Source organism: Rugamonas rivuli, from assembly GCF_009380165.1.
GTDB lineage: Bacteria > Pseudomonadota > Gammaproteobacteria > Burkholderiales > Burkholderiaceae_D > Rugamonas > Rugamonas rivuli.
Map to the genome: position 1 here is coordinate 371,425 of NZ_WHUF01000002.1, position 22,898 is coordinate 394,322.

19 protein-coding genes are annotated in these 22,898 nt (G+C 62.4%); 11 read left to right on the top strand and 8 right to left on the bottom strand.

Going from position 1 to position 22,898, the window contains the following annotated elements; genetic code table 11:
• Positions 1 to 47: 47 nt before the first annotated feature.
• Together GEV01_RS06860 and GEV01_RS06865 are read right to left on the bottom strand one after the other, a co-directional pair.
• Positions 48 to 1,163, bottom strand: coding sequence for a PEP-CTERM sorting domain-containing protein (locus tag GEV01_RS06860; RefSeq protein WP_235914311.1), 1,116 nt, complete (start codon positions 1,161 to 1,163; stop codon positions 48 to 50).
• Positions 1,164 to 1,281: 118 nt separating this feature from the next.
• Positions 1,282 to 2,472 (bottom strand): NHL repeat-containing protein, encoded by a 1,191-nt coding sequence (locus tag GEV01_RS06865; protein WP_152802865.1) that lies wholly within the window; start codon positions 2,470 to 2,472, stop codon positions 1,282 to 1,284.
• Positions 2,473 to 2,603: 131 nt separating this feature from the next.
• Between GEV01_RS06865 and GEV01_RS06870 the strand changes: the two genes are divergently transcribed.
• Positions 2,604 to 5,372, top strand: coding sequence for a M16 family metallopeptidase (locus GEV01_RS06870; protein WP_152802867.1), 2,769 nt, complete (start codon positions 2,604 to 2,606; stop codon positions 5,370 to 5,372).
• 28 nt (positions 5,373 to 5,400) lie between these two features.
• Here GEV01_RS06870 and GEV01_RS06875 read toward each other — a convergent pair whose 3' ends face one another.
• The 3 genes from GEV01_RS06875 to GEV01_RS06885 form a co-directional block, all read right to left on the bottom strand.
• Positions 5,401 to 5,820, bottom strand: a complete 420-nt coding sequence (locus GEV01_RS06875) for a hypothetical protein (RefSeq protein ID WP_008450677.1) — start codon at positions 5,818 to 5,820, stop codon at positions 5,401 to 5,403.
• A 41-nt stretch (positions 5,821 to 5,861) separates the two neighbouring features.
• Positions 5,862 to 6,239, bottom strand: coding sequence for a BlaI/MecI/CopY family transcriptional regulator (locus GEV01_RS06880; RefSeq protein WP_070268588.1), 378 nt, complete (start codon positions 6,237 to 6,239; stop codon positions 5,862 to 5,864).
• 79 nt (positions 6,240 to 6,318) lie between these two features.
• The gene (locus GEV01_RS06885) at positions 6,319 to 7,182 is read right to left on the bottom strand and encodes an MBL fold metallo-hydrolase (protein WP_152802869.1); all 864 of its coding nucleotides are present in this window, start codon (positions 7,180 to 7,182) and stop codon (positions 6,319 to 6,321) included.
• 104 nt (positions 7,183 to 7,286) lie between these two features.
• Between GEV01_RS06885 and GEV01_RS06890 the strand changes: the two genes are divergently transcribed.
• A complete protein-coding gene (locus tag GEV01_RS06890; protein WP_152802871.1) occupies positions 7,287 to 8,207 on the top strand; it encodes a LysR family transcriptional regulator in 921 nt (306 codons plus the stop codon).
• Here the strand turns inward: GEV01_RS06890 and GEV01_RS06895 are convergent.
• Positions 8,188 to 9,501, bottom strand: coding sequence for a leucine-rich repeat-containing protein kinase family protein (locus GEV01_RS06895; RefSeq protein WP_152802873.1), 1,314 nt, complete (start codon positions 9,499 to 9,501; stop codon positions 8,188 to 8,190). The two genes, GEV01_RS06890 and GEV01_RS06895, sit on opposite strands and share 20 nt — an antisense overlap.
• A 330-nt stretch (positions 9,502 to 9,831) precedes the next feature.
• Here GEV01_RS06895 and GEV01_RS06900 point away from each other — a divergent pair, with 330 nt between their 5' ends.
• The 6 genes from GEV01_RS06900 (at position 9,832) to GEV01_RS06925 (ending at position 17,742) form a co-directional block, all read left to right on the top strand.
• Complete coding sequence (locus GEV01_RS06900; protein WP_070357675.1) at positions 9,832 to 12,687, top strand: 2-oxoglutarate dehydrogenase E1 component; 2,856 nt, start codon at positions 9,832 to 9,834, stop codon at positions 12,685 to 12,687.
• A 70-nt stretch (positions 12,688 to 12,757) separates the two neighbouring features.
• Entirely contained in the window at positions 12,758 to 14,008 is a 1,251-nt protein-coding gene (odhB, locus tag GEV01_RS06905; RefSeq protein WP_152802876.1) for a 2-oxoglutarate dehydrogenase complex dihydrolipoyllysine-residue succinyltransferase, read from the top strand.
• 66 nt (positions 14,009 to 14,074) lie between these two features.
• Entirely contained in the window at positions 14,075 to 14,386 is a 312-nt protein-coding gene (locus GEV01_RS06910; protein ID WP_152802878.1) for a PspC domain-containing protein, read from the top strand.
• 15 nt (positions 14,387 to 14,401) lie between these two features.
• Positions 14,402 to 15,832, top strand: coding sequence for a dihydrolipoyl dehydrogenase (gene lpdA, locus GEV01_RS06915; protein WP_152802879.1), 1,431 nt, complete (start codon positions 14,402 to 14,404; stop codon positions 15,830 to 15,832).
• 78 nt (positions 15,833 to 15,910) lie between these two features.
• Positions 15,911 to 17,008: a cell division protein ZapE gene (gene zapE, locus GEV01_RS06920; RefSeq protein WP_008450662.1), complete on the top strand. Its 1,098-nt coding sequence runs from the start codon at positions 15,911 to 15,913 to the stop codon at positions 17,006 to 17,008.
• 17 nt (positions 17,009 to 17,025) lie between these two features.
• Complete coding sequence (locus GEV01_RS06925) at positions 17,026 to 17,742, top strand: hypothetical protein (RefSeq protein ID WP_235914270.1); 717 nt, start codon at positions 17,026 to 17,028, stop codon at positions 17,740 to 17,742.
• A gap of 92 nt (positions 17,743 to 17,834) precedes the next feature.
• On the opposite strand, the gene GEV01_RS06930 is transcribed toward GEV01_RS06925, so the two are convergent.
• Positions 17,835 to 18,638 carry a PP2C family protein-serine/threonine phosphatase gene (locus GEV01_RS06930; RefSeq protein ID WP_152802883.1) on the bottom strand — a complete coding sequence of 268 codons (804 nt, stop codon included), beginning with the start codon at positions 18,636 to 18,638 and terminating at the stop codon, positions 17,835 to 17,837.
• A gap of 149 nt (positions 18,639 to 18,787) precedes the next feature.
• On the opposite strand from GEV01_RS06930, the gene GEV01_RS06935 reads away from it, so the two are divergent.
• Together GEV01_RS06935 and GEV01_RS06940 are read left to right on the top strand one after the other, a co-directional pair.
• Positions 18,788 to 18,988, top strand: a complete 201-nt coding sequence (locus GEV01_RS06935) for a YdcH family protein (RefSeq protein WP_008450659.1) — start codon at positions 18,788 to 18,790, stop codon at positions 18,986 to 18,988.
• A 26-nt stretch (positions 18,989 to 19,014) separates the two neighbouring features.
• Entirely contained in the window at positions 19,015 to 21,051 is a 2,037-nt protein-coding gene (locus tag GEV01_RS06940; protein ID WP_152802885.1) for an ATP-dependent DNA helicase, read from the top strand.
• A 76-nt stretch (positions 21,052 to 21,127) separates the two neighbouring features.
• Here the strand turns inward: GEV01_RS06940 and GEV01_RS06945 are convergent, their stop codons facing one another.
• Complete coding sequence (locus GEV01_RS06945; protein WP_152803986.1) at positions 21,128 to 22,105, bottom strand: NADPH:quinone oxidoreductase family protein; 978 nt, start codon at positions 22,103 to 22,105, stop codon at positions 21,128 to 21,130.
• Positions 22,106 to 22,284: 179 nt separating this feature from the next.
• Here GEV01_RS06945 and GEV01_RS06950 point away from each other — a divergent pair, with 179 nt between their 5' ends.
• Complete coding sequence (locus GEV01_RS06950) at positions 22,285 to 22,890, top strand: toll/interleukin-1 receptor domain-containing protein (protein WP_152802887.1); 606 nt, start codon at positions 22,285 to 22,287, stop codon at positions 22,888 to 22,890.
• Positions 22,891 to 22,898 lie beyond the last annotated feature (8 nt).

The following is a 22,898-nucleotide window of genomic DNA, read 5'->3' on the forward strand; positions in this document are numbered from 1 at the left end:
GCAGCACATAAAAAGCCCGCCGGTACTGGATGCGCTCTTGAGCGTGTTCAGGCCGGCGGGCTTTTTTTCGTACTCCCAATGCGGCGGCCGTTGAGCATGCCCATGCACGCCAGGCCCATCAGCAGCAAGGCGTAGGCGGAGGGCTCGGGTACCGCACTGACCGACAGCAGGAAGGCGTGCCGGCTGAAGGTCTGCAGGTTGGTGGCTTCGCCGACGATCCAGCCGTTGTCGTTGATGCCGTATGCCTGCGTCAGCACCCAGCCTGCCGCTCTGCTGTCGCTATCGACAAAGCTGGTGAGATCGACCATGCGTCCGCCGTCCCACAGCGTGGCGCGCCATGTGCTGCTGTCGTTGTTATTGCCCGTATATGTGTAGCCTACGACCTGGTTGCGATTGTTGATCGCCCAAGCCTGTCCGCCATCGTAGCCGGGCGCTCCCAGGTTGCTGACGGTGTCGCCATTCCACAGCGTCGCTTGCCAGGTGCCATTGGCCAGCTGGGAGGAGCCGACTATCGCGCCGTTGTCATTCACCGCTGCCGCGCTGCTGCCGGCGCCTCCCAGTGTGTCCAGTCCGCGCACGCCGCCGCCTTCCCATACCATGGCGTGCGATGCCTCACTGCCGGTAAAGTAGGCATCGCCGACCACCACGCCGTGGTTATTGATGCCGAGGGCGTAGTCGTTGCCGCCAAGGGTGGGCAGGTAGGTCGTGCTGTTGCCGTTCCAGACCGTCGCCCTTGAGGAGCCAGGGGCCGCGGTTGTATAGCCGGCGATCTGGCCTGCATTATTGATCGCTCTCGCATTGCTTTGAGTGCCGGGTGAGAGCGCGAGTGGGCTGCCGCTGGCAGCATTCCAGGAGGTGGCCGTTATCGAGGTGCTGCTGTACAAGGAATAGCCCACGGTCTGGCCGCTGCCATTGATCGCTCTCGCGGCGCTGCTGGATGGGCCGAGCGAGCCGAGATCAGTAGTCGTCGATCCGCTCCACAGGGTCGCATGGTTGCCAGCGCCTTCGAAGTAGCTGGAGCCTACAATCTGGCCCTGGTTGTTAATCGCCCTAGCAACCCCGTCGACGTCGGGCAGGCTCAGATTCTTATAAACATACGATTGGGCCTGTGCGGTGCCAAGAAGCAGCACGCCCGTAGCCATCGCGGCACACCAGATTTTCATTTTCAACGGATCCTCCTGTAATGATTCGTCAGAAATTTAATTATAAATAAGTTAATGAAATTTTGAAAACAGTTTATTTTTAAGTGAATCTACCGGAACAGCGCTGATCGCCGGTCGCTTAGGGCAGGTAGGTCTGGATCACCGTGTTCTGCACGCGCCCGTACAGCATCGGCTTGGCATAGGCGATGCTGGCCAGGGCCGGCGTGCCCCACGCCAGTTGCGGCGTGGACAGCGTGCCGTTCGGCGCGATCTTGCGCACCGCGCCGCTGCCGCTGACGTACAGGTTGCCTTGCTCGTCCATCGCCAGCGCGCTGGCGGCGGTCAGGTTCAGGCTGCCGGTGCCGGCGGCGCCATCGGCCGCGCCGCGCACGCCCGGGATGCCGGCGAACACGGTCGACCCTCCCTGCGGCACCAGTTTGTAGATGACCGAGTTGCCGCTGTCGGCGATGTACAGCACGCTGTCCGTCTCATTGCCGTAGACGACCGAGGCGGGCGCGTAGTTGGCGGCGCTGCCTTGCGTGCCGGCCAGCAGGCTTGCCACCTCGGCGCGCGTGATGAGCGAGTTGCCGAGCTTGGGATTGAGGCGCATGACGCTGGCGCCGCCCTGGTCGACCGCCGCCAGTTCCTCGTAGGCGGAGGCGGCAATCCAGTTGTAGCGCAGACCCGCGAGCTTGGTCGTGTTGGGATTGACGACGCCGTCCAGTCCGACGATGCGGAAGCGGTAGGAGGCGTCGTCCGCCTGGTCGATCACGCGCAGCAGGCCGCTGCGGCTGATGCCCACCGCGTTCGGCGCGGTGAGCGGCGCGCCGGCCGCGCCGCCCGCGTGCAGTGTCAGCACGCCGCTCGGCGACAGCTTGCGGATGGCGTTCTGGCCCGTGTCCGCCAGGTAGACGTTGCCCTGGTAATCGGCCGCGAACTGCGGGGCGGGCGTGAAGGGCAGCGTCGCCAGCAGCACCGGCGCGCACTTGACGGCGATGTTGTTCACTGCCGCACTGCCGACCGTGCCGCTGCCGTTTTCCAGCTTGCAGGTGGCGCTGGCGCTTTGCGTTTTGATGACGGCGGCATAGGCCGTGCCCGCCGGGACGGTGGTCGGAAAAGTGAAGTTGCCGCTGGTCGGCACATCGACACTGTCGCCGCCGTTGGTCAATGTCAGCGCGGCGCCGGCGGGCAGACCGGTGACGGTGCCGCCTATCGCGTATTTGGTGACGACGGGCGCCGGCGGGGTGTTGTCGCCGCCGGAGCCGCCACAGCCGCCGAGGGCGCAAAGCGCGGCGATGGACAAGGGAAGTAAGGGCAGCTTGCTTTGCATGACGGACTCCTGACGATGGGTGTGCTGTCTTTATAGCATGCTTATTTAAAAGGCCATTTCCCATATTGTTACTTGGAGTAACAAGAGAAAGATTGTAGGATTGGCATTCCAAAAAACTTTCCACATACCATATGAAACGCACATTGCGTGTATCGCTGCTTGCCGCCCTGGTGGCGTCTGCCTTTAATCCTGCCGGCGCGGCGCCGGCCGCCGCGCCCAAGGCTGCGGTGGTCGACCTGAAACCGTACACCGTCCCGTATCAGAAGTTCACCTTGCAGAACGGCCTGACGCTGATCGTCCATGAAGACCACAGCGTGCCGCTGGTCAGCGTCAACGTGTGGTACCACGTCGGATCGCGCAACGAGAAGCGCGGCAAGACCGGCTTCGCCCACCTGTTCGAACACTTCTTCTTCAACGGTTCGGAAAACTATCCGCACGGCTTCCGCGAAGCGATGGACGACCTGGGCGCCAGCAGCCGCAACGGCACCACCAGCAACGACCGCACCAACTTCTATGAAGACGTGCCGGTCTCCGCGCTGGACCGCACGCTGTACCTGGAGGCCGACCGCATGGGCTTCCTCGCCAACTACATCAGCAAGGAGATGCTGGAGCGCGAGCGCGGCGTGGTGCAGAACGAGAAGCGCCAGGGCGAGAACCAGCCCTACGGCCGCGTGCACATCGAGGAAGCGCAGCGCATGTATCCGGCTTCGCATCCGTATTCGTGGCCGGTGATCGGCTACATGGAAGACCTGAACGCCGCCAGCCTGGACGACATCAAGGAGTGGTACCGCACTTACTACGGCCCGAACAACGCGGTACTGGTGCTGGCCGGCGACATCAAGCCGGAGCAGGCGCTGGCCACGGTGAAGAAGTACTTCGACGGCATTCCGCCCGGCCCGCCGCTGGTGCGCACCAACAGCTGGATCCCCACGCTGGACCGCAACATCCGCGACGAGATGGAAGACCAGGTTGCGCAGGTGCGCATCCAGCGCAGCTATCACGCGCCGGTGTGGGGCGATCCGGAAACGGTGCGCCTGTCCATCCTGGCCGAGGTGCTGACCGGCTCCAAGAGCGCGCGACTGACCAAGCGCCTGGTGTACGACAAGGCCCTGGCCACCGGCGTCAACGCCCGCGCCGACGGCAACGAGCTGGCCGGCACCTTCTCCATCCGCGCCACGCTGAAGCCGGGCGTCGATGTCGCCGTGGTCGAGCGCGAGATCGACGCGGTGGTCGATGAACTGCTGGCGCATGGCCCGACCGCCGATGAGCTGGCGCGCGTGCGCACCAAGTTCTATGCCGATTCAGCGCGCCAGATCGAACGCCTGGGCGGCGGCGGTGGCCGCAGCGGCCTGCTGGCCGAGAGCATGATGTTCGGCGGCTCGCCGGACGCCTACCTGGGCGACCTGCGCGCATTGGCCGCAGCCCAGCCGGCCGACGTCAAGGCGACCGCCAACAAGTGGCTGCACGGTGTGCATCACTACACGATGGTGGTCAAGCCTTTCCCTAAACTGGCCGCGGGCAAGACCGCGATCGACCGCAAGGTGCTGCCGCCGCTGGGCGATGCGCCTGCCGTCAGCTTCCCGGCTATGCAGCGTGCGCGCCTGGCCAATGGCCTGAATGTGGTGCTGATCGAGCGCCACGGCGCGCCCATCGTCAACGCGGCCTTGTCGGTCGATGCGGGAGCGGCCAGCGATAGCGCGGCCAAGTCCGGTCTGGCCTCGCTGGCATTGGAACTGCTGGACAAGGGCACCAAAACCCGCGACGCCTTCCAGTTGTCGAACGCGCTGGAAATGCAGGGCGCGCAACTGGGCACCACCACGCAGGCCGACCGGACGCTGGTGCGCCTGCAATCGACCGCCGCCAACCTGGGCGCTTCGCTGGACCTGATGGCCGACGCGGCGCTCAACGCCAGCTTCCCGGCCGACCAGTTCAAGCTGCAGAAGCAGCGCCGCATCGCCCAGATCGCGCAGGAGAAATCCTCGCCGGCCGGCAGTGCGCAGCGCGTGATGGCCGGCCTGCTGTACGGTGCAGACAGCGCCTACGGCAAACCGGCCAGCGGCGATGACAAGACGGTCGAAGCGCTGACCCGCGATGATCTGGTGAACTGGCATCGCGAGTGGTTCAAGCCGGGCAGCTCGACGCTGGTCGTCACCGGCGACACCACCATGGCCAAGCTGATGCCAATGCTGGAAGCGTCGTTCGGCAAATGGGCGGCTGGCAGCGCGCCGGTCAAGCCGTCGGTGGCGGCGCCGGCTACGCAGGGCAAGCGCGTGTACCTGATCGATCGTCCGGATGCGCCGCAGTCGATGATCGTGGCGGCGCACGTATCGCAGCCGCACGGCCAGCCTGAGGATCTGGCGATGGAGCCGGTGATGCAGAACTTCGGCGGCATGAGCACCTCGCGCCTGAACCGCAATCTGCGTCTGGACAAGCACTGGAGCTACGGCACCTCGGCGGGCCTGACCAATGTGCGCGGCCAGCGCGCCTTCACGGTGATGGCGCCGGTGCAGACCGACAAGACCAAAGAGGCGATGCTGGAAGTGGCGAAGGAGATCAAGGGCGCGGCGGGCGAGCGTCCGCTGGCTGGCGAGGAATACGCCAGCATCATGCGCAATATGACGTCGCGCCTGCCGGCGCGCTTCGAGTCCATCGACGCGCTGGAAAACGCGGCCTTGCAGAGCGTGAACCTGCGCCTGCCGGACGACTACTGGACCAACTACGCCAGCCGCATCAGCGCGTTGACGCAGGCGCAGCTGGCCGACGCGGCGCCGAAGTACATCCATCCGGAGCAGGTGGTGTGGCTGGTGGTGGGCGATGTGCGCAAGATCGAAGCTGGCGTGCGCGAACTGGGCTGGGGCGAAGTCATCAAGCTCGATGCCAGCGGCCAGCCTTTGAAGTGATGTAGTGGTTGCGGCCGGCGGCGCGCTGTCAGTCCGATTCGGATTGAGGGTTGCGCCGGTCGGGCCGCACCACCAGCAGCCACCAGGCGATCACGCCCAGCGTGGCTTGCGGCAGGTTGAACAGGAACTTGCCGATAACGACAGGCTGGCGCTGCGGCCAGGGCAGGTTGGCGGTTTCCGTGATGATGTTGGTGTGATAGAGGCACACCAGCAGCAACAGCACCATGGCGATCGCCCAGATCGACAGCAGGCCGGTGACGCGGCGCCGCAGCACGGCCGCAACCGGATAGGCCAGGATGCAGCAGGCAAAGTAGGCGAACAGGTTGGCCATCAAATCCTGCAGGCGGAAATGCGGCAACATGATGGGCACCGCACAAATCGCCAGCGCGAGCATGACGGCGATAACAGGGTGAGGGCGCTCGGGCCAGTGGTTGAGACGGCTGATCATAGGTAAGGCTCTGATGAATGGGGCCTCATTGTAGATCAGCTTTATTTTTCCTGATCCAGCAGCGCCTGGATTTCCTCGCGTTCTTTCTTGCTGACGTGACCGCCGCGCAGGGCGGCCAGCACCAGCGCCTTGCCGGAGCCGGAGAAGGCTTTCTGGATCAGCTCTTTCAACAGATTGGTTTGCAGCGAGTCCTGCTCCTGCGCCGGAGCGTAGATGTGGGCGCGCTGGCTTTCGTCGCGGGTCAGCAGGCCTTTGGTGTGCATCACTTGCAGCAGCCGCAGCACCGTCGCGTAGTTCATGTCGGGACGCGCTTCCACTGCCGCCTGGTGTACCTGCTTGGCGGTCGCCGGTCCGCTTTGCCATAAGAGGCGCAGCATTTCGAGTTCGGACGGGGTGGGCTTCGGTGGGGCAGTGGTCATGGCGATGATGGAATGCGGGACAATGCATCTAGAATAAAATATCTAGATGCATTTGTCTAGTTCTAACGCACCAAGCGCATTACCACTTCATTTCGCCCTTGGCGACTTTGGCGCTGGTTTCCAGTGCGCCGTTCAGGCCTGCGTTCGGATACAGCTCCTTCATGCGGGCGATCAGCGCCGCCGAGTTGGCCGCCTTGGCCGTTTCAGCTTCGAAGCGCACCAGGTAGTCGCGGGTGAAGCCGATGGCGTCCGGCGTCAGCGCCGTGCCTTGCTTGAAGTGGCCAGGCACGATGGTCGCAGGTTTCAGTGCTGCCACGCCGTCCAGCGCCGCCAGCCATTGCTTGCGCGATTCGGCAGTCTGCGTGTCGGCGGTCCAAACGTGCAGGTCGTTGAACAGCACCACGCCACCCACCACCGCCTTGATCGATGGAATCCACACATAGCTGCGCTCAGGCGTCGGGCCCTTCAGGCCTTCGATTTTCAGCGACTGGCCTTCCAGCTTGATGGTGTCGCCTTGCAGCGGCTGCGGCACGATGATGCTCTTCGGTGCGTTGTCCTTCAGGATAGGACCCCAGAACGCGACCTTGGCATCCTTCTTCTTTTCGATGCCGGCGATGGTTTGCGGCGTGGCGACGATCTTCGCGTCGGGGAAGGCGGCGTGGATCACGTCCAGGCCGAAGTAGAAGTCAGGATCGCTGTGGCTGACGTACACGGTGGTCAGGTGCTTGCCGCCGGCGCGGATCTGTTCGACCAGCTTGAGCGCTTCGCCGCGCGAGAACTGGGCGTCGATCAGCACCGCATCCTTGGCGCCGCTGACGATCACCGAGGCAACCGGGAAGATGGCCGCTTCGCCGGGATTGAACACTTCCAGCTTCAGCGGGGCGGCGGCGGCGCCGGCAACGGTGGCGGCGAGGGCGGCGGACAACAGGGTTTGCTTGATCATGATGGTCTTTCGTGTGGAGTTGGAATGACGTCATCTTAAATTTCTTTATCCGATAGAAAAATAGGGTAATTTGCACCTGTTAATTGCATAAATCGGACGAATAGATGGACAGGATCACGGCGGCACAGGTTTTTGTCAGCATTGCCGAGCGCGGCAGCATGATCGCGGCGGCCGAGGCGCTGGACATGTCGCGCGCCATGGTGACGCGCTATCTGGCCGAGATGGAGGAGTGGGCCGGCGCCCGCCTGCTGCACCGGAGCACGCGCCGCCTGAGCCTGACCGATGCGGGCGACCTGACGCTGGCGCGCTGCCGCCGCATGCTGGAACTGGCCGACGCGATGGAAGTGGCCGGTGGCGCCGACGCCGACTCGCCGCAAGGCCTGCTGCGCATCACTTGCTCGCAATCGCTGGCGCAGGCCGCGCTGTCGGTCGCCGTCACTGCTTTTTTGAAGCGCTATCCGCGCACGGCGGTCGATCTGCAGATGAACAACCGCGCCGTCAACCTGGTCGAGCAGCGCATCGACCTGGCGCTGCGCATCACCAACGCGCTGGAGCCAAACCTGATCGCGCGCCAGCTGGCGCAGTGCGATTCAGTGGTGTGCGCCGCGCCGTCCTATCTGGCCGAGCGCGGCACGCCGCTGCGGGCCGAAGACCTGGCCGCGCACAACTGTCTGACGTACACGTATTTCGGCAAGAGCCTGTGGCAGTTCACGGACCGCGACGGCGATGCGGTCTCGGTGCCGGTCAGCGGCAACCTGTCGGCCAATGAGGATTTGATTTTGCTGAAGGCGGCGGTGGAGGGCGCCGGCGTCGCGCTGCAACCGCTGTACAGCGCGGCGCCGCTGATCGCCGAGGGCAAGCTGGCGGCGCTGCTGCCGGACTACGCGCCGCAGCAGATGGGCATCTACGGCATCTACACCTCGCGCCAGCACATGTCACCGGCGCTGCGGGCGATGCTGGACTTTTTACTGGACTGGTTCGCCCGCGATCCGGCCTGGCTGGCGCTTACGCACGCAGCGAATTAATCAACCGCTCGGCCTCCTCCAGCGACGGCCGGGCGCCGACATCGGCCGACACGCATTGCGCCTGCAAGGCCGTCAGCGACGCTTGCGTGGCGGCTGGCAGGTCGCAGCGCTCCATCAACTCCTCCAGCAGCAGGCCGAAGGCACGCACTTCCAGCCTTTGCAGCGCCGCCGCATGCGGCCCGTCCGGCGCGAACAGCGAGGCCGCGCCGAAGTCGCCCAGCAGGCTGCGACCCCGGCCGCAATGCAGGATGTTGTGCCCGTACAGGTCGCCGTGCATGATGCCGCGCTGGTGCAAATGCCGCGCCGCCGAGACGATGCCGCACGCGATGCCGAACAGCTCATCAACGCTGAAGCGCTTGTCGGCCGGGTAGGTATCGCGGGTGCAGCTCTCCAGGCTGGGCGGGCCGGCCAGGTTGCCGAAGCCGGGATCGATCAGCGGCATCACGCAGCCGTGCACGCCATCCGGGTGGCCCAGCACCTCACCCAGCACCGGGATCAGATTGGGATGGTCGCCTGAGTTGACGAAGGCCGTCATCTCGCAGCGCGGCAGGCCGTCGCTGGTGACGGCGCCCTTGAACAGCTTGATCGCCACGTCCTGTTGGCCGCCAGTCTGTTGCAGCACGGCCTGGTGGATCACGCCGGACGCGCCTTCGCCCAGCTTCTGCCCGATCTGCAAGCGCTCCCACGGGATGCCGGCGATGCTGGTGGCGGCATCGGCCGCCTGCTCATCCGCCGCGCTGAACGGATTGCCCGCGTAAGCCAGCCACGACAGGCGCGGCATGCCGAGCAGCCAGTCCGGCAGTTCCTCCAGTTGATTGGCGGCGATGCGCAGCAGCTCCAATCGCGTGCAGGAGGCCAGCTGCGGCGGCAGCGCGCGCAGACGGTTCCCCGCCAACATCAGCTTTTGCAACTGCGTGCAGGCGCCGATGGCGGCGGGCAGCTCCTCGACCCGGTTGTCGGTCAGGATCAGCCAGCGCAGCTGCGGCGGCAGCGACGCGGCCGGCACCTCGCGGATCTGGTTGCTCTTGAAGCCGACCATCGTCAGGCCAGGGCAGGCGCCCAGCACCGCCGGCAGCACCGTGAAGCGGTTGGCCGAGCAGAAGATCACACGCAGCCTGGTCAGGCGCGGCAGGTCATCCGGCAGCGTGGAGAGCGCGTTATCGGACAGGTCGAGGATCTCCAGCGTATCGGCCAGGTCGAAAATCTCGGGAGGGAACTCGGTGAGGCCGCAGGACAATTGCAAGCGCTGGATGCCAGCCAGTTGTCCGGCGCGTAACTGCGCTAGGGTGTGCATGAAGACGGGGAGGGGATCGGAAAGCGCTATTCTACAACCTCCATGGCCGGCCCCAAAAGCCGTTAAAAATATGGAAACATTGCCCGCCGACCGCGCAGCCATGCGGCTTAAATGAAAATTAATATCGAAACATTTGTTACGCTTTTTGTCGTACAAATGGTTGTTGGGATACAATACCGGTGCTATCCTGAATGACCGATTTTTGTAGTACTGAAGAACTATAGCCCTTCCCCACAACTTGATGTGCAATCCGCTAACCGGTCAGGCCGTGTCGCGGAAGGTTAGATTAACCCGCTAATTCCTCGCGAAGCGCGAAGAAAGGTGAGCAATATGATGCAACAATATACGTCCAACTCCTACCTGTTTGGTGGGAACGCCCCGTACGTTGAAGAACTGTACGAAGCGTATCTCAACAACCCAGGTTCCGTGCCAGACAACTGGCGTGCCTATTTCGACGCCATGCAGCACGTGCCGGCCGTCGACGGTACCAACAAGCCAGACGTCGCTCACGCCTCCGTCATCGCCTCCTTCGCCGAACGCGCGAAAGCCGGCCCTATCCGCACCGTGGTTGCTTCCGCCGACGCCGAAATGGGTCGCAAGCGTGTCGCCGCAACCCAGCTGATCGCCGCTTACCGCTACCTGGGCTCCCGCTGGGCCAACCTGGACCCACTGCAGCGCCAGGAACGTCCGTCGATCCCTGAGCTGGAGCCGACTTTCTACGGCTTCACCGATGCGGACATGGACACCGTATTCAACATCAGCAACACCTACTTCGGCCCAGAGACCGCGACCCTGCGCGACCTGCTGAACTACCTGCGCGACACCTACACCCGTTCGATCGGCGCAGAGTACATGTACATTTCCGATCCGGCTGAAAAGCGCTGGTTGCAGGAACGCCTGGAATCGATCCGTTCGACCCCGAACTTCACGCCTGAGAAGAAAAAGCACATCCTGGAGCGCCTGACCGCAGCTGAAGGCCTGGAACGCTACCTCCACACCAAATACGTCGGCCAGAAGCGCTTCTCGCTGGAAGGCGGTGAAACGTTCATCGCCTCGATCGACGAAATCATCCAGCGCGCCGGCGAAAAAGGCGTGCAGGAGATCGTTATCGGCATGGCCCACCGTGGCCGTCTGAACGTGCTGGTCAACACCCTGGGCAAATCGCCTAAAGACCTGTTCGAAGAATTCGAAGGCAAGCACGGCGACGACCTGCCGGCCGGCGACGTCAAATACCACCAAGGCTTCTCGTCGGACATCTCGACCGCTGGCGGTCCTGTCCACCTGTCGCTGGCGTTCAACCCGTCGCACCTGGAAATCGTCAACCCTGTGGTTGAAGGTTCGGTCAAGGCGCGCATGGACCGTCGCGGCGACACCCTGGGCAAGCAAGTGCTGCCTATCCTGGTGCACGGCGATGCGGCATTCGCAGGCCAGGGCGTTGTGATGGAAACCCTGAACCTGGCCCAGACCCGCGGCTACGGCACGGGCGGTACGGTTCACATCGTCATCAACAACCAGATCGGCTTCACCACGTCCGACCCGCGCGATGCGCGTTCGACCATCTACTGCTCGGACGTCGTCAAGATGATCGAAGCACCGGTGCTGCACGTGAACGCCGACGATCCTGAAGCCGTGGTACTGGCTTCGCAGATCGCCATGGACTACCGTCTGCAGTTCCAGAAAGATATCGTTGTCGACATCATCTGCTATCGCAAACTGGGCCACAACGAACAAGATACGCCAGCGCTGACCCAGCCGCTGATGTACAAGAAAATCGGCCAGCACCCAGGCACCCGCAAGCTGTACGCGGACAAGCTGGTTGCCCAGACCGTGATCGCTGCCGACGGCGGCGAACAGATGCAAGCCGCCTTCCGCGATGCGATGGACGCAGGCAAGCACACCGTCGATCCAGTGATCTCCAACTTCAAGAACAAGTACGCAGTCGACTGGCTGCCGTTCCTGAACCGCAAGTGGACCGACTCGGCCGACACCGCCGTGCCGATGACCGAACTGAAGCGTCTGGCCGGCCGTATCACCACCGTGCCTGAAGGCTTCAAAGTACACTCGCTGGTCGAGAAAGTACTGGGCGACCGCGCCAACATGGGCAAGGGCGAACTGAACCTGGACTGGGGCATGGGCGAACACCTGGCCTACGCATCGCTGGTCGCTTCGGGCTACGCAGTGCGCCTGACCGGTCAAGATGCCGGCCGTGGCACCTTCGTACACCGTCACGCCGTGCTGCACGACCAGAACCGCGAGCGTTGGGATGCAGGCACCTACGTGCCGCTGCAAAACATCGCCGAAGGCCAGGCGCCGTTCACCGTGATCGACTCCGTGCTGTCCGAAGAGGCGGTACTGGGCTTCGAATACGGCTACTCGACCGCGGAACCAAACACGCTGACGATCTGGGAAGCCCAGTTCGGCGACTTCGTCAACGGCGCGCAAGTGGTTATCGACCAATTCATCAGCTCCGGCGAAGTGAAGTGGGGCCGCGCTTCGGGCCTGGTCATGATGCTGCCGCACGGTTACGAAGGCCAGGGCCCAGAGCACTCGTCGGCACGTCCAGAGCGCTTCCTGCAACTGTGCGCCGACAACAATATGCAAGTGGTTCAACCGACCACCGCGTCGCAGATCTTCCACGTGCTGCGTCGCCAGATGGTGCGTCAGTTCCGTAAGCCGCTGGTGATCCTGACTCCTAAATCGCTGCTGCGTAACAAGGATGCGGGTTCCTCGCTGAACGAGCTGGCCAAAGGCGCGTTCCAGACCGTGATCGGCGAAGTCGACGAGAAAATCGACGCTAAGAAAGTCAAGCGCGTGGTCGCCTGCTCGGGCAAGGTCTACTACGACCTGGTCAACGCACGCAAGACCCGCGGCCAGACCGACACCGCCATCATCCGCGTTGAACAGCTGTATCCGTTCCCGCACAAATCGTTCGCTGCCGAACTGAAGAAGTTCCCGAACCTGGCGGAAGTGGTGTGGGCGCAGGACGAGCCGCAGAATCAGGGCCCATGGTTCCAGATTCAGCACAACATCTTCGAGAGCATGGACGCAGGTCAGCGCCTGGCATACGCCGGCCGCCCAGCGTCGGCATCGCCGGCTGTCGGCTACTACGACAAGCACTACGCCCAGCAAAAAGACCTGCTGGAAACGGCGTTCTCGAAGCTGAAGGGCTTCATCCTCACCAAATAATCACTTAATGACGGAGCGCCCTGCTGCTACGCGGCGGGGTGCCGTAACAATAAAATATACGGAGTTTTACATGGCACAAATCGAAGTCAAAGTCCCCCAGCTGTCGGAATCGGTAGCAGAAGCAACCATGCTGACCTGGCATAAAAAAGTCGGCGACGCAGTCGCTCGCGACGAAAACCTGATTGACATCGAAACCGATAAAGTCGTTCTGGAACTGCCGGCCCCAGCCGCAGGCGTTCTGGTCAAAATCATCAAGGGCGACGGCAGCACCGTGGTTGCTGACGAACTGATCGCTATCATCGACACCGACGGCGCCGCCGCCGTTGCCGCTCCAGCCGCCGCCGCTCCAGCAGCCGCACCTGCCGCAGCAGCAGCAGCAGCAGCCGCAGCCGCCACCGGCGGTTCGAAAGGCGACGTGGCCATGCCTGCCGCCGCCAAGATCCTGTCGGAAAAAGGCCTGAGCGCTGGCGATGTCGCCGGTTCGGGCAAAGACGGCCGCGTGACCAAGGGCGACGCCCTGGCCGCCGGCGCCAAAGCACCAGCCGTAGCCCCACTGGCTCCAGCCGCTGCCAAGCCAGCACTGCAACAAGTTGCCGCACCTGCGATCGCCAGCCTGGGCGAGCGTCCGGAAGAGCGCGTGCCGATGAGCCGTCTGCGCGCACGTATCGCCGAGCGTCTGATCCAGTCGCAATCGACCAACGCCATCCTGACCACGTTCAATGAAGTGAACATGGCGCCGGTCATGGAACTGCGCAACAAGTACAAAGACAAGTTCGAAAAAGAGCACGGCGTCAAGCTGGGCTTCATGTCCTTCTTCGTCAAAGCCGCTGTTGCCGCGCTGAAGAAATACCCGATCATCAACGCATCGGTCGATGGCAACGACATCGTCTACCACGGCTACTTCGACATCGGTATCGCTGTCGGTTCGCCACGCGGCCTGGTCGTGCCTATCCTGCGCAACGCCGACCAGATGTCGATCGCTGACATCGAGAAGAAAATCGGCGAATTCGGCGCCAAAGCCAAAGACGGCAAGCTGACCCTGGACGACCTGACCGGCGGCACCTTCTCGATCTCGAACGGCGGCACCTTCGGCTCCATGCTGTCGACCCCGATCATCAACCCGCCACAATCGGCCATCCTGGGCGTGCACGCGACCAAGGACCGCGCTGTTGTTGAAAACGGCCAGATCGTGATCCGTCCAATGAACTACCTGGCAATGTCCTACGACCACCGCATCATCGACGGCCGCGAAGCCGTACTGGGCCTGGTCGCAATGAAAGAAGCGCTGGAAGATCCAGCACGTCTGCTGCTGGACCTGTAATCGCCGGGCTGTCATTGCCACATCCTCCGGCCCGTCCGGGCCGGGGGAATTCTCAGAGGGTCATCAATGAGCGTATCTGAAGAAATCAAGCGTTTGCACGAATTGCACCAGGCTGGCGCGCTGTCGGACGAAGAGTTCGCCGCCGCCAAAGCCCGGTTGCTGGACAAGGAAGCACCTTCCGGTATCTCCAACGACATCACCCGATTACGCCGCTCGCAAAGCGATCGCTGGCTGGGTGGCGTGTGCGGCGGCCTGGGACAGATCACCGGCGTCGAAGCCTGGATCTGGCGTCTGCTGTTCGTACTGTTCGTGCTGACCTTTGGCTTCGGACTCGCCATCTACATTCTGCTATGGATTTTCGTACCAGAAGAGAACTGATAGGAAAATAAAAAAATGAGTAAACAATTTGACGTAGTAGTCATCGGCGCCGGTCCTGGCGGTTACATCGCGGCGATCCGCGCAGCACAACTGGGTTTCTCGGTCGCTTGCGTCGACGCATGGGAAAATGAAAAGGGCGGCCCAGCCCCAGGCGGCACTTGCACCAACGTTGGTTGCATCCCGTCGAAAGCGCTGCTGCAATCGTCGGAGCACTTCGAGCACGCCGGTCACGCGTTCAAGGACCACGGCATCGATGTCGCCGGCCTGTCGCTGAACCTGCCGCAAATGCTGAAGCGCAAGAACACCGTCGTCAAACAGAACAATGACGGCATCCTGTTCCTGTTCAAGAAAAACAAAGTCACCTTCTTCCACGGCCGCGCAGCTTTTGCCGGCGCCGCCACGGCTGACGGCTACCCGCTGACGATCTCCGCGCCTGCCAACGAGACCATCAACGCCAAGCAAGTCATCATCGCCACCGGCTCCAACGCCCGTGCCCTGCCAGGCGCAGAGTTCGATGAAAAACTGATCCTGTCGAACACCGGCGCACTGGCCATCGAAGGCGTGCCTGCCAAGCTGGGCGTGATCGGCGCCGGCGTGATCGGCCTGGAAATGGGTTCCGTATGGCGCCGCCTGGGTTCCGAAGTGACCGTGCTGGAAGGCCTGCCTGTATTCCTGGGCGCGGTCGATGAGCAGATCGCCAAGGAAGCCGGCAAGCTGTTCGCCAAACAAGGCCTGAACATCAACCTGGGCTGCAAGATCGGCACCATCACCAAGGGCGCGGACAACGTCACCGTGGCCTACGAAAACGCCAAGGGCGAAGCGCAGACCGCCGTGTTCGACAAACTGATCATCTCGATCGGCCGCACCCCGAACACCGACGGCCTGGCCGCCGACAAAGTGGGCCTGAAGCTGGACGAGCGCGGTTTCGTGGCCGTCGACGACGACTGCAAAACCAACCTGCCAGGCGTATGGGCAGTGGGCGACGTGGTACGCGGCCCGATGCTGGCGCACAAGGCGGAAGAAGAAGGCGTTGCTGTTGCAGAGCGCATGGCTGGCCAGCACGGCCACACCAACTTCAACACCATTCCTTGGGTGATCTACACCTCGCCGGAAATCGCGTGGGTAGGCCGCACCGAGCAGCAACTGAAGGCCGACGGCGTTGCATACAAAGCCGGCACCTTCCCATTCCTGGCGAACGGCCGCGCACGCGCGCTGGGCGATACCTCGGGCATGGTCAAGTTCCTGGCCGATGCGAACACCGACGAAATCCTGGGCGTGCACATCATCGGACCGATGGCTTCCGAGCTGATCGCCGAAGCCGTCGTGGCGATGGAGTTCCGCGCTTCGGCTGAAGACATCGCGCGCATCTGCCACGCTCACCCGTCGCTGTCGGAAGCAACCAAGGAAGCTGCGCTGGCAATCGACAAGCGCACGCTGAACTTCTAAGCAGTACCCCTAAGCGGACTGCGGGCGGACTGCGGTCCGCCCGTTTTTATTTGCGCGCCGCCACAAAGAATCGAACACATGAACGTCGAAGAGTTTTACCAGCATGCGCTGCAAGAGCGCAATTTCAAGGCCGATGCCGCCCAGCGCCGCGCGGTCGACCGCCTGCAGCTATGCTACGACGAGTGGGTGGCCTACAAGGGCCAGCGTTCCAGCACCTTCAAGCGCCTGATCAACCGTCCCGACGTGCCGAAGGGCGTGTACATGTGGGGCGGGGTGGGGCGCGGCAAGTCCTTCCTGATGGACAGCTTTTATTCGGTGGTGCCGCTGGTGCGCAAGACGCGTCTGCACTTCCACGAGTTCATGCGCGGCGTGCACCGCCAGCTCGACGAGCTGACCGGCGTCGCCAATCCGCTGGACGAAGTGGCCAAGCGCATCGCCAAGAAATACCGCCTGATCTGCTTCGACGAATTCCATATCTCCGACGTGGCCGACGCCATGATCATGTACAACCTGTTGAGCGCATTGTTCGACAACGGCGTGTCCTTCATCATGACCTCGAACTACGATCCGAAACTGCTGTATCCGGACGGCCTGCACCGCGACCGCATCCTGCCGACCATCCAGCTACTGTACGACAAGCTGGACGTGATGAACATCGATGCCGGCGTCGACTATCGCGGCCGCGCGCTGGAGCAGGTCGATTCCTACCTGACGCCGCTGAATGCCAACACCGACCACAAACTGCGCGAGGCCTACGCCAGCATCGCCGAGAGCGCCGACGAGGATCCGGTGGTGCGCATCGAGGCGCGCGAGATCCGCGCGCTGCGCCGCGCCGGCACCATCATCTGGTTCGACTTCAACACCCTGTGCGGCGGCCCCCGCTCGCAGAACGATTACCTGGAAATCGCCAGCCGCTTCCATACCGTGATATTGTCCGGGATCCCGATGATGTCGGCATCGATGTCGTCGGAGGCGCGGCGCTTCACCTGGCTGATCGACGTGTTCTACGACCAGGGCGTCAAGCTGCTGATGTCGGCCGAGGTCGAGCCGGAAGAGCTGTACACCAACGGCACGCTGGCCAACGAATTTCACCGCACGGTGTCGCGCATCGTCGAGATGCAATCGCGCGAGTACATGGATAAGGAGCAGCGCGCCGCAGCCGGGGCGCTGGCTTGATGCAACAGGATAAAAATATGAGACCAAGTTTGAAACCGCTGGGCGATATGATCGCCGTCGCAGCGCTGGCCGCCCTGGCGGCGCTGGCGGCGCCGGTGCAGGCCGAGAGCAATGTGCAGCCCGTGCCGCCTACGCGCTCGGTCGAGCAGGCCAACGCCACGCTGGCCAAGGTGGCCAAGGAGCGCGCCGTGGTGCATGCGGAATTCGCTGCCAGCGAGAGCGTGTGCTACACCAAGTTCTTCGTCAATCACTGCCTGGACCAGGCCAAGGAAAAGCGCCGCGTGGCGCTGTCCAGGCTGCGCGCTACCGAGGTGGAAGCCGAGCACTTCAAGCGCGCCGACTCGGTCGAGAAGCGCGACGCCGACCTGGCCGAGCGCGCCCGCAAGGATGCGGAGGAAGAGAAATACCGCGCCACCCTGCCGCCGAAGGAGGCCAAGGTGGTGGACGACACGCCGCGTCCGGCGCCGAAGGGCGGCAAGATCGTCGACCGCGAGGCCGAGCATGCGGCCAAGGTCAAACGCCAGGAAGCGCAGGATGCGGCCGATGCAGGCAAGCGCGCCGCCGCTGTCGCCGCTTTCGAGAAGAAGCAGGTCGACGCGCAGAAACGCCAGGAAAAAGTGGCGAAGAAGAAGGCTGAAAGCGACGCCAAGCGCGCGGCGCATGAAGAGTCGGAGAAGAAGAAGGCTGCCGCTGCTGAGGCTGCTGCAGCTGCCGCCTCCGTCAAGAAGCCGTAGCATCCCACTGTCATTCCCGCGCAGGCGGGAATCCATGCTGAGCTTGCCCTGGCGGCGTTCTATGGGTTCCCGCCTTCGCGGGAACGACCGCGTCAGACCGCGCGCCGCATTTTCTGCACGGTGTAGTTGGCCGCTTCCTTGGGCTGCTCCACCAGCTTGATGATCGCCATCGAGCAGTTATCCCCCTTGCCCTGGGCGCGTTCGCCGGCCTTGGCGATCAGGCGTTCGGCCGCCTGGCGCGGCGTGTTGCGCTGTACCGCTGCCGCCAGTTCCGTATCCTTGAATAATTGCCACAGGCCGTCCGAGCACAGCAGGAAGGCATCGCCCGCCGTCAATCCCTCATGCACGCCGAGCGTGACGTAGGGCGACTTGAAACTATTGCCCAGCGCATTGCTGAGCAGCTTGGAACTGCGGTGCTTCTTTGCCGCGTCCAGCGGCAGCTTGTCCTCGCTGACCAGGTGCTCGACATAGGCGCTGTCGTTGCTGCGCATGGTGCAGGTCTCGCCGGTGAAACGGTAGATGCGCGCATCGCCGACATGGGCCCAGACCGCCTGGCCGGCCGGCGTCAGCACCATCAACGCCATTGCGCTTTGCGGCTCGGCGGTCTGGGCGATCGGATTCATCTTGATGACCTGGTGCGCCTCTTCGGCGATGGCGCGCATCAATTCCTGCAGGCGGGGCAGGCTGGGAGTGTCGCCGACACGCAATTCATCGAATAAATGCTTGCTGGTCAACAGCACCTGGTCCGAACCGATGGGGCTGTGGTTGCCGTCCGCCAGCACCGCCATCACGTAGCCAGGGGCTTGGGCGGCCGTGTACAGGGCCACCCGGTCGTTTTGTTGCGACCTGTTTCCGATGTGCTGGGCCGTGCCGGCTTCTATTTTGTATGCGCTCATATGCGACACTGTATCCTACACTGCGGGTGAGCCATCATTATGTTGGCGGCGCGGGCTGCCGTAGATTAAACTATGCACCGTGTCGCAGTTTGTTTGCAATACGTTTGTTGTTCCAGTGAAACTATCTGTGTGAGTAAAGACTGAGAATTATGACTGATGTACAAGATATCCAGCGTCGTCTGATTGAACTCGACGTCGAACACCGCGATTTGGACGCGGTCATCGACATGCTCACACTGGACGGTCATCACGACCAGCTGCAATTGCGGCGCCTGAAAAAGCGCAAGCTGCAATTGAAAGACCACATCACTCTGCTGAAAATGCAACTAGTGCCCGACGTTCCGGCCTGAGTCCGGCCGCCCCATTTAAGTTTATTTTGACCGAACACCTTCCCACGCCCGCCGACACCATCCCCGCCGTAGTCGGCGCCACGCCCGAGCAGCCCCCCGGAAAACACGATGCCGAGGTCGAGCGCCTGTTCGGCGCCGGCGGGCCGCTGGGTCCGGCTGTGGGCGAGTACCGTCCGCGCCGTTCGCAGACGGAGATGGCTAAGGCCGTGGCCGACGCCATCGCCAACCAGACCACGCTGATCGCCGAGGCCGGTACCGGCACGGGCAAGACCTTCGCCTATCTGGTGCCGGCGCTGCTGTGGGGCGGCAAGACCATCGTTTCCACCGGTACCAAGAACTTGCAGGATCAACTGTTCCTGCGCGACATCCCGACCGTGCGCGCCGCCTTGCAGGCGCCGGTGTCGGTGGCCTTGCTGAAGGGGCGGTCGAACTACGTCTGCCACTACCATCTGGAGCGCACGCTGCAGAATGGCCGCATGACCTCGCGCGACGACGTCGGCCATCTGCGCGAAATCTCGCGCTTCCTGAAAATGACCAGCTCCGGCGACAAGGCCGAGCTGGCACGTGTGCCGGAAAACGCGCTGATCTGGAACCTGGTGACGTCGACCCGCGACAATTGCATGGGCGCGGAGTGCCAGTACTATCAGGATTGCTTCGTCATGAAGGCGCGCAAGGAGGCGCAGCAGGCCGATGTGGTCGTGGTCAACCATCACCTGTTCTTCGCCGACGTTGCGCTGAAGGATTCCGGCATCGCCGAGCTGCTGCCGTCGGCCAATACCGTGATCTTCGATGAGGCCCACCAGCTGCCGGATACCGCCACTTTGTTCTTCGGTGACACGTTTTCGACCTCGCAAGTGCTGGAATTGTGCCGCGATGTGCTGGCCGAAGGCTTGTCCAATGCCCGCGACGGCGCCGACTGGGGCAAGGTCGTCACGGTGGTGGAGAAGGCGGCGCGCGACCTGCGCCTGACTTTCCCGCAGGATATCGTGCGCCTGTCGCTGCCGCAGATCGCGCCGTCGAGCGACTTTTTCCCTGCTTTGCAGACGCTGAAAGACGAGCTGGACGGCATGCTGGCGGTGCTGGAAACCCAGGCCGCCCGTGCGGAAACGCTGGAACAATGCCGCCAGCGCGGCCTGGAACTGGCGCAAAAATTGTCGGATTGGAAATTTGACCCGAAAGCGCGGGTGGAAAAGGGCGCCGAGGCGGTGTTCTGGGTCGAGGCTTATGCATCCTCCTTGCAGCTGCACAAGACGCCTTTGTCGATCGCGCCGATCTTCAACGGCCAGCGCGAAGGCGTGCCGCGCAGCTGGATTTTCACCTCCGCGACGTTGGCGGTGAAGAATGATTTCACCCATTTCTCCGAACAAATGGGGCTGGAGGGCGAGCCGTCGAAGACCTGGCCGAGCCCGTTCAACTACGAACAGCAGGGGATTTTGTACGTCCCGCAAGGCTTGCCTGACCCGAATTCCATGGGATATACCGACGCCGTGCTGGATCATGCGCTGCCGATTATCGAAGCGGCGGGCGGAAAAACCTTTCTTTTGTGCACGACTTTGCGCGCCGTGAAGCGCGCCGCCGAGCGTTTGCGCGACGAATTCGAGAAGCGCGGCTTGCCGTATCCGCTGTTTGTCCAGGGCGATAAAGGCCGTACCGAGCTGCTGGATCAGTTCCGCAAGGCAGGAAATGGCGTGCTGATCGGCTCGCAAAGCTTCTGGGAAGGCGTCGATGTGCGCGGTGATGCGCTGTCTTTAGTGATTATCGACAAGCTTCCGTTCGCGCCGCCGGACGATCCGGTGCTGGCCGCACGCATCGAAGTGATGGAAAAACAAGGCAAAAACGGCTTCATGCATCACACTTTGCCGGAGGCGATTATTAACCTGAAGCAAGGTGCTGGCCGTCTGATCCGTGACGAGGGCGACCGTGGCGTGCTGATGTTGTGCGATCCGCGCGTGATTTCCAAGCCCTACGGCAAGCGGATTTGGCAGAGTTTGCCGTCCTTCAAACGCACCCGCGAGCAGGCCGAAGTCATCGAATTCTTCACAAACAAGAATTCAGATCAGTAACTATTGGTATCAATAAATGCTGCCGCCGCGCCGTCGACGGCAGCATTGCGCTGACGCCGGCGGCTCGCTTCATTTATCAGTCCGGCAATATCACCACCTTGCCCGTGACCTTCCTGGCCGCCATGTCCTTGAGCGCCTGAGCAGTCTCTTCCAGTTTGTACCGGCCCGAAATATGCGGCTTGATCTTTCCTTCTTGCAACCATCCCATCAACTGACGCATGCCGGCCAGGTTGGCCTTGGGCTCGTGTTTGACGAACTCACCCCAGAACACGCCGACCAGCGACGCACCTTTGAGTAGCATCAAATTGAGCGGCAGTTTCGGGATCTCGCCGTTGGCGAATCCGACCACCAGATAACGCCCGCGCCAGGCTATCGAACGGAAAGCCGGCTCCGAGTATTCACCGCCGACCGGGTCGTAAATCACGTCCGGGCCCTTGCCGCCGGTCGCCGCCTTGATCGCTTCACGCAAATCTTCCTTGCTGTAGTTGATCAGCACGTCCGCGCCGTGCGCTTTGCACACTTCCAGCTTCTCATCGGTCGAAGCGCAAGCAATGATGCGGGCTCCAAGGGCTTTGCCTATCTCGATCGCAGCCAGCCCCACACCGCCTGCCGCGCCAAGTACTAGCATGATTTCGCCAGCTTTTAGCGCGGCTCGGTCCACCACCGCGTGATGCGAGGTGCCGTAGGTCAAAGTGATGGCCGCCGCCGTCTCGAAATCCATACCCGGCGGCATGGGAGCCAGGGCTTGCACGGGCGCTAAAAGTTGTTGCCCGAAACCACCGGTGGGAGTGAAGGCGATGACACGGTCGCCGGGTTTGAAAGTTGTCACATCGTCAGCAACCGAGCGCACCACGCCGGCCACTTCGCTGCCCGGAATAAAGGGCAGTTCCGGCTTGAATTGATACTTGCCTTGAATGATGAGCACGTCCGGAAAATTGACGCCGGCTGCTTTGACATCGATCACGACCTGTCCCGGACCGGCTTGCGGATCGGGTAAATCCTGGACGGTCAGGGTGTCCGGCAATCCCCAGTTCTGGCATACGACAGCTTTCATCATGGTCTCCTTGTTTTAAAAATAGAACGGTCGTTAGATTTTTATGATACCTGAAACCGCCACCCGTTTGCGCAAAGTTCGGCCTGCCGCACGTTTGCGTTCGCGCAAAGTGTCTGCGGAACGGCTTGTTAGAGTTGGTTAAACGCTGCCCCTCTGTCGGAGCGGCATCGGAGGATGTCATGACTATCCGTCACGGCTGCTTTTTCAGTTACGCGCACGGCCAGCACGCTTACATGAGCAAGTTTAAAAACGATCTGGTGGACGCGCTCAAATGCTACCTGGAGCCGCACTTCGACAACGAGAACGAGCTCTTTGTTGATAGCGAGCAACTCGGCGGCGGGGATGACATTGACCAGAAGCTGGCGCGCGCCATGTGTGAGAGCGCTTGCATGATTGTTATTTATACACCGAAGTACGAAGCCCATGCGTACACCCGTCGTGAGTTTGCAGCAATGCAACTTATTGAAAATGAGCGCAAGCAGTGGTATCCGCTGCCCAGCCACCTGATCATTCCCATCATCATGACTCCGCACCCGGACGGCTTGCCGCCGCAAATTTCCGGGCCGGGCATGTATGTCGATTTTTCGCGCTACACGCTGGCCAGCGCCGATTTGAAAACCAATCCTGAATTCATTCCCGACATCAGGAAGATCGTCGCGCGCATTGCCGAGCATTACCACTACCTAAAACGATGCACGCCGCCGGAGCATGACTGTGGCCGTTTTGTCATGCCGGACATTCCGCCGGAATGGCGTGCCATTCCTCCTCCACACTTCCCACGCTAAAAGGTTTG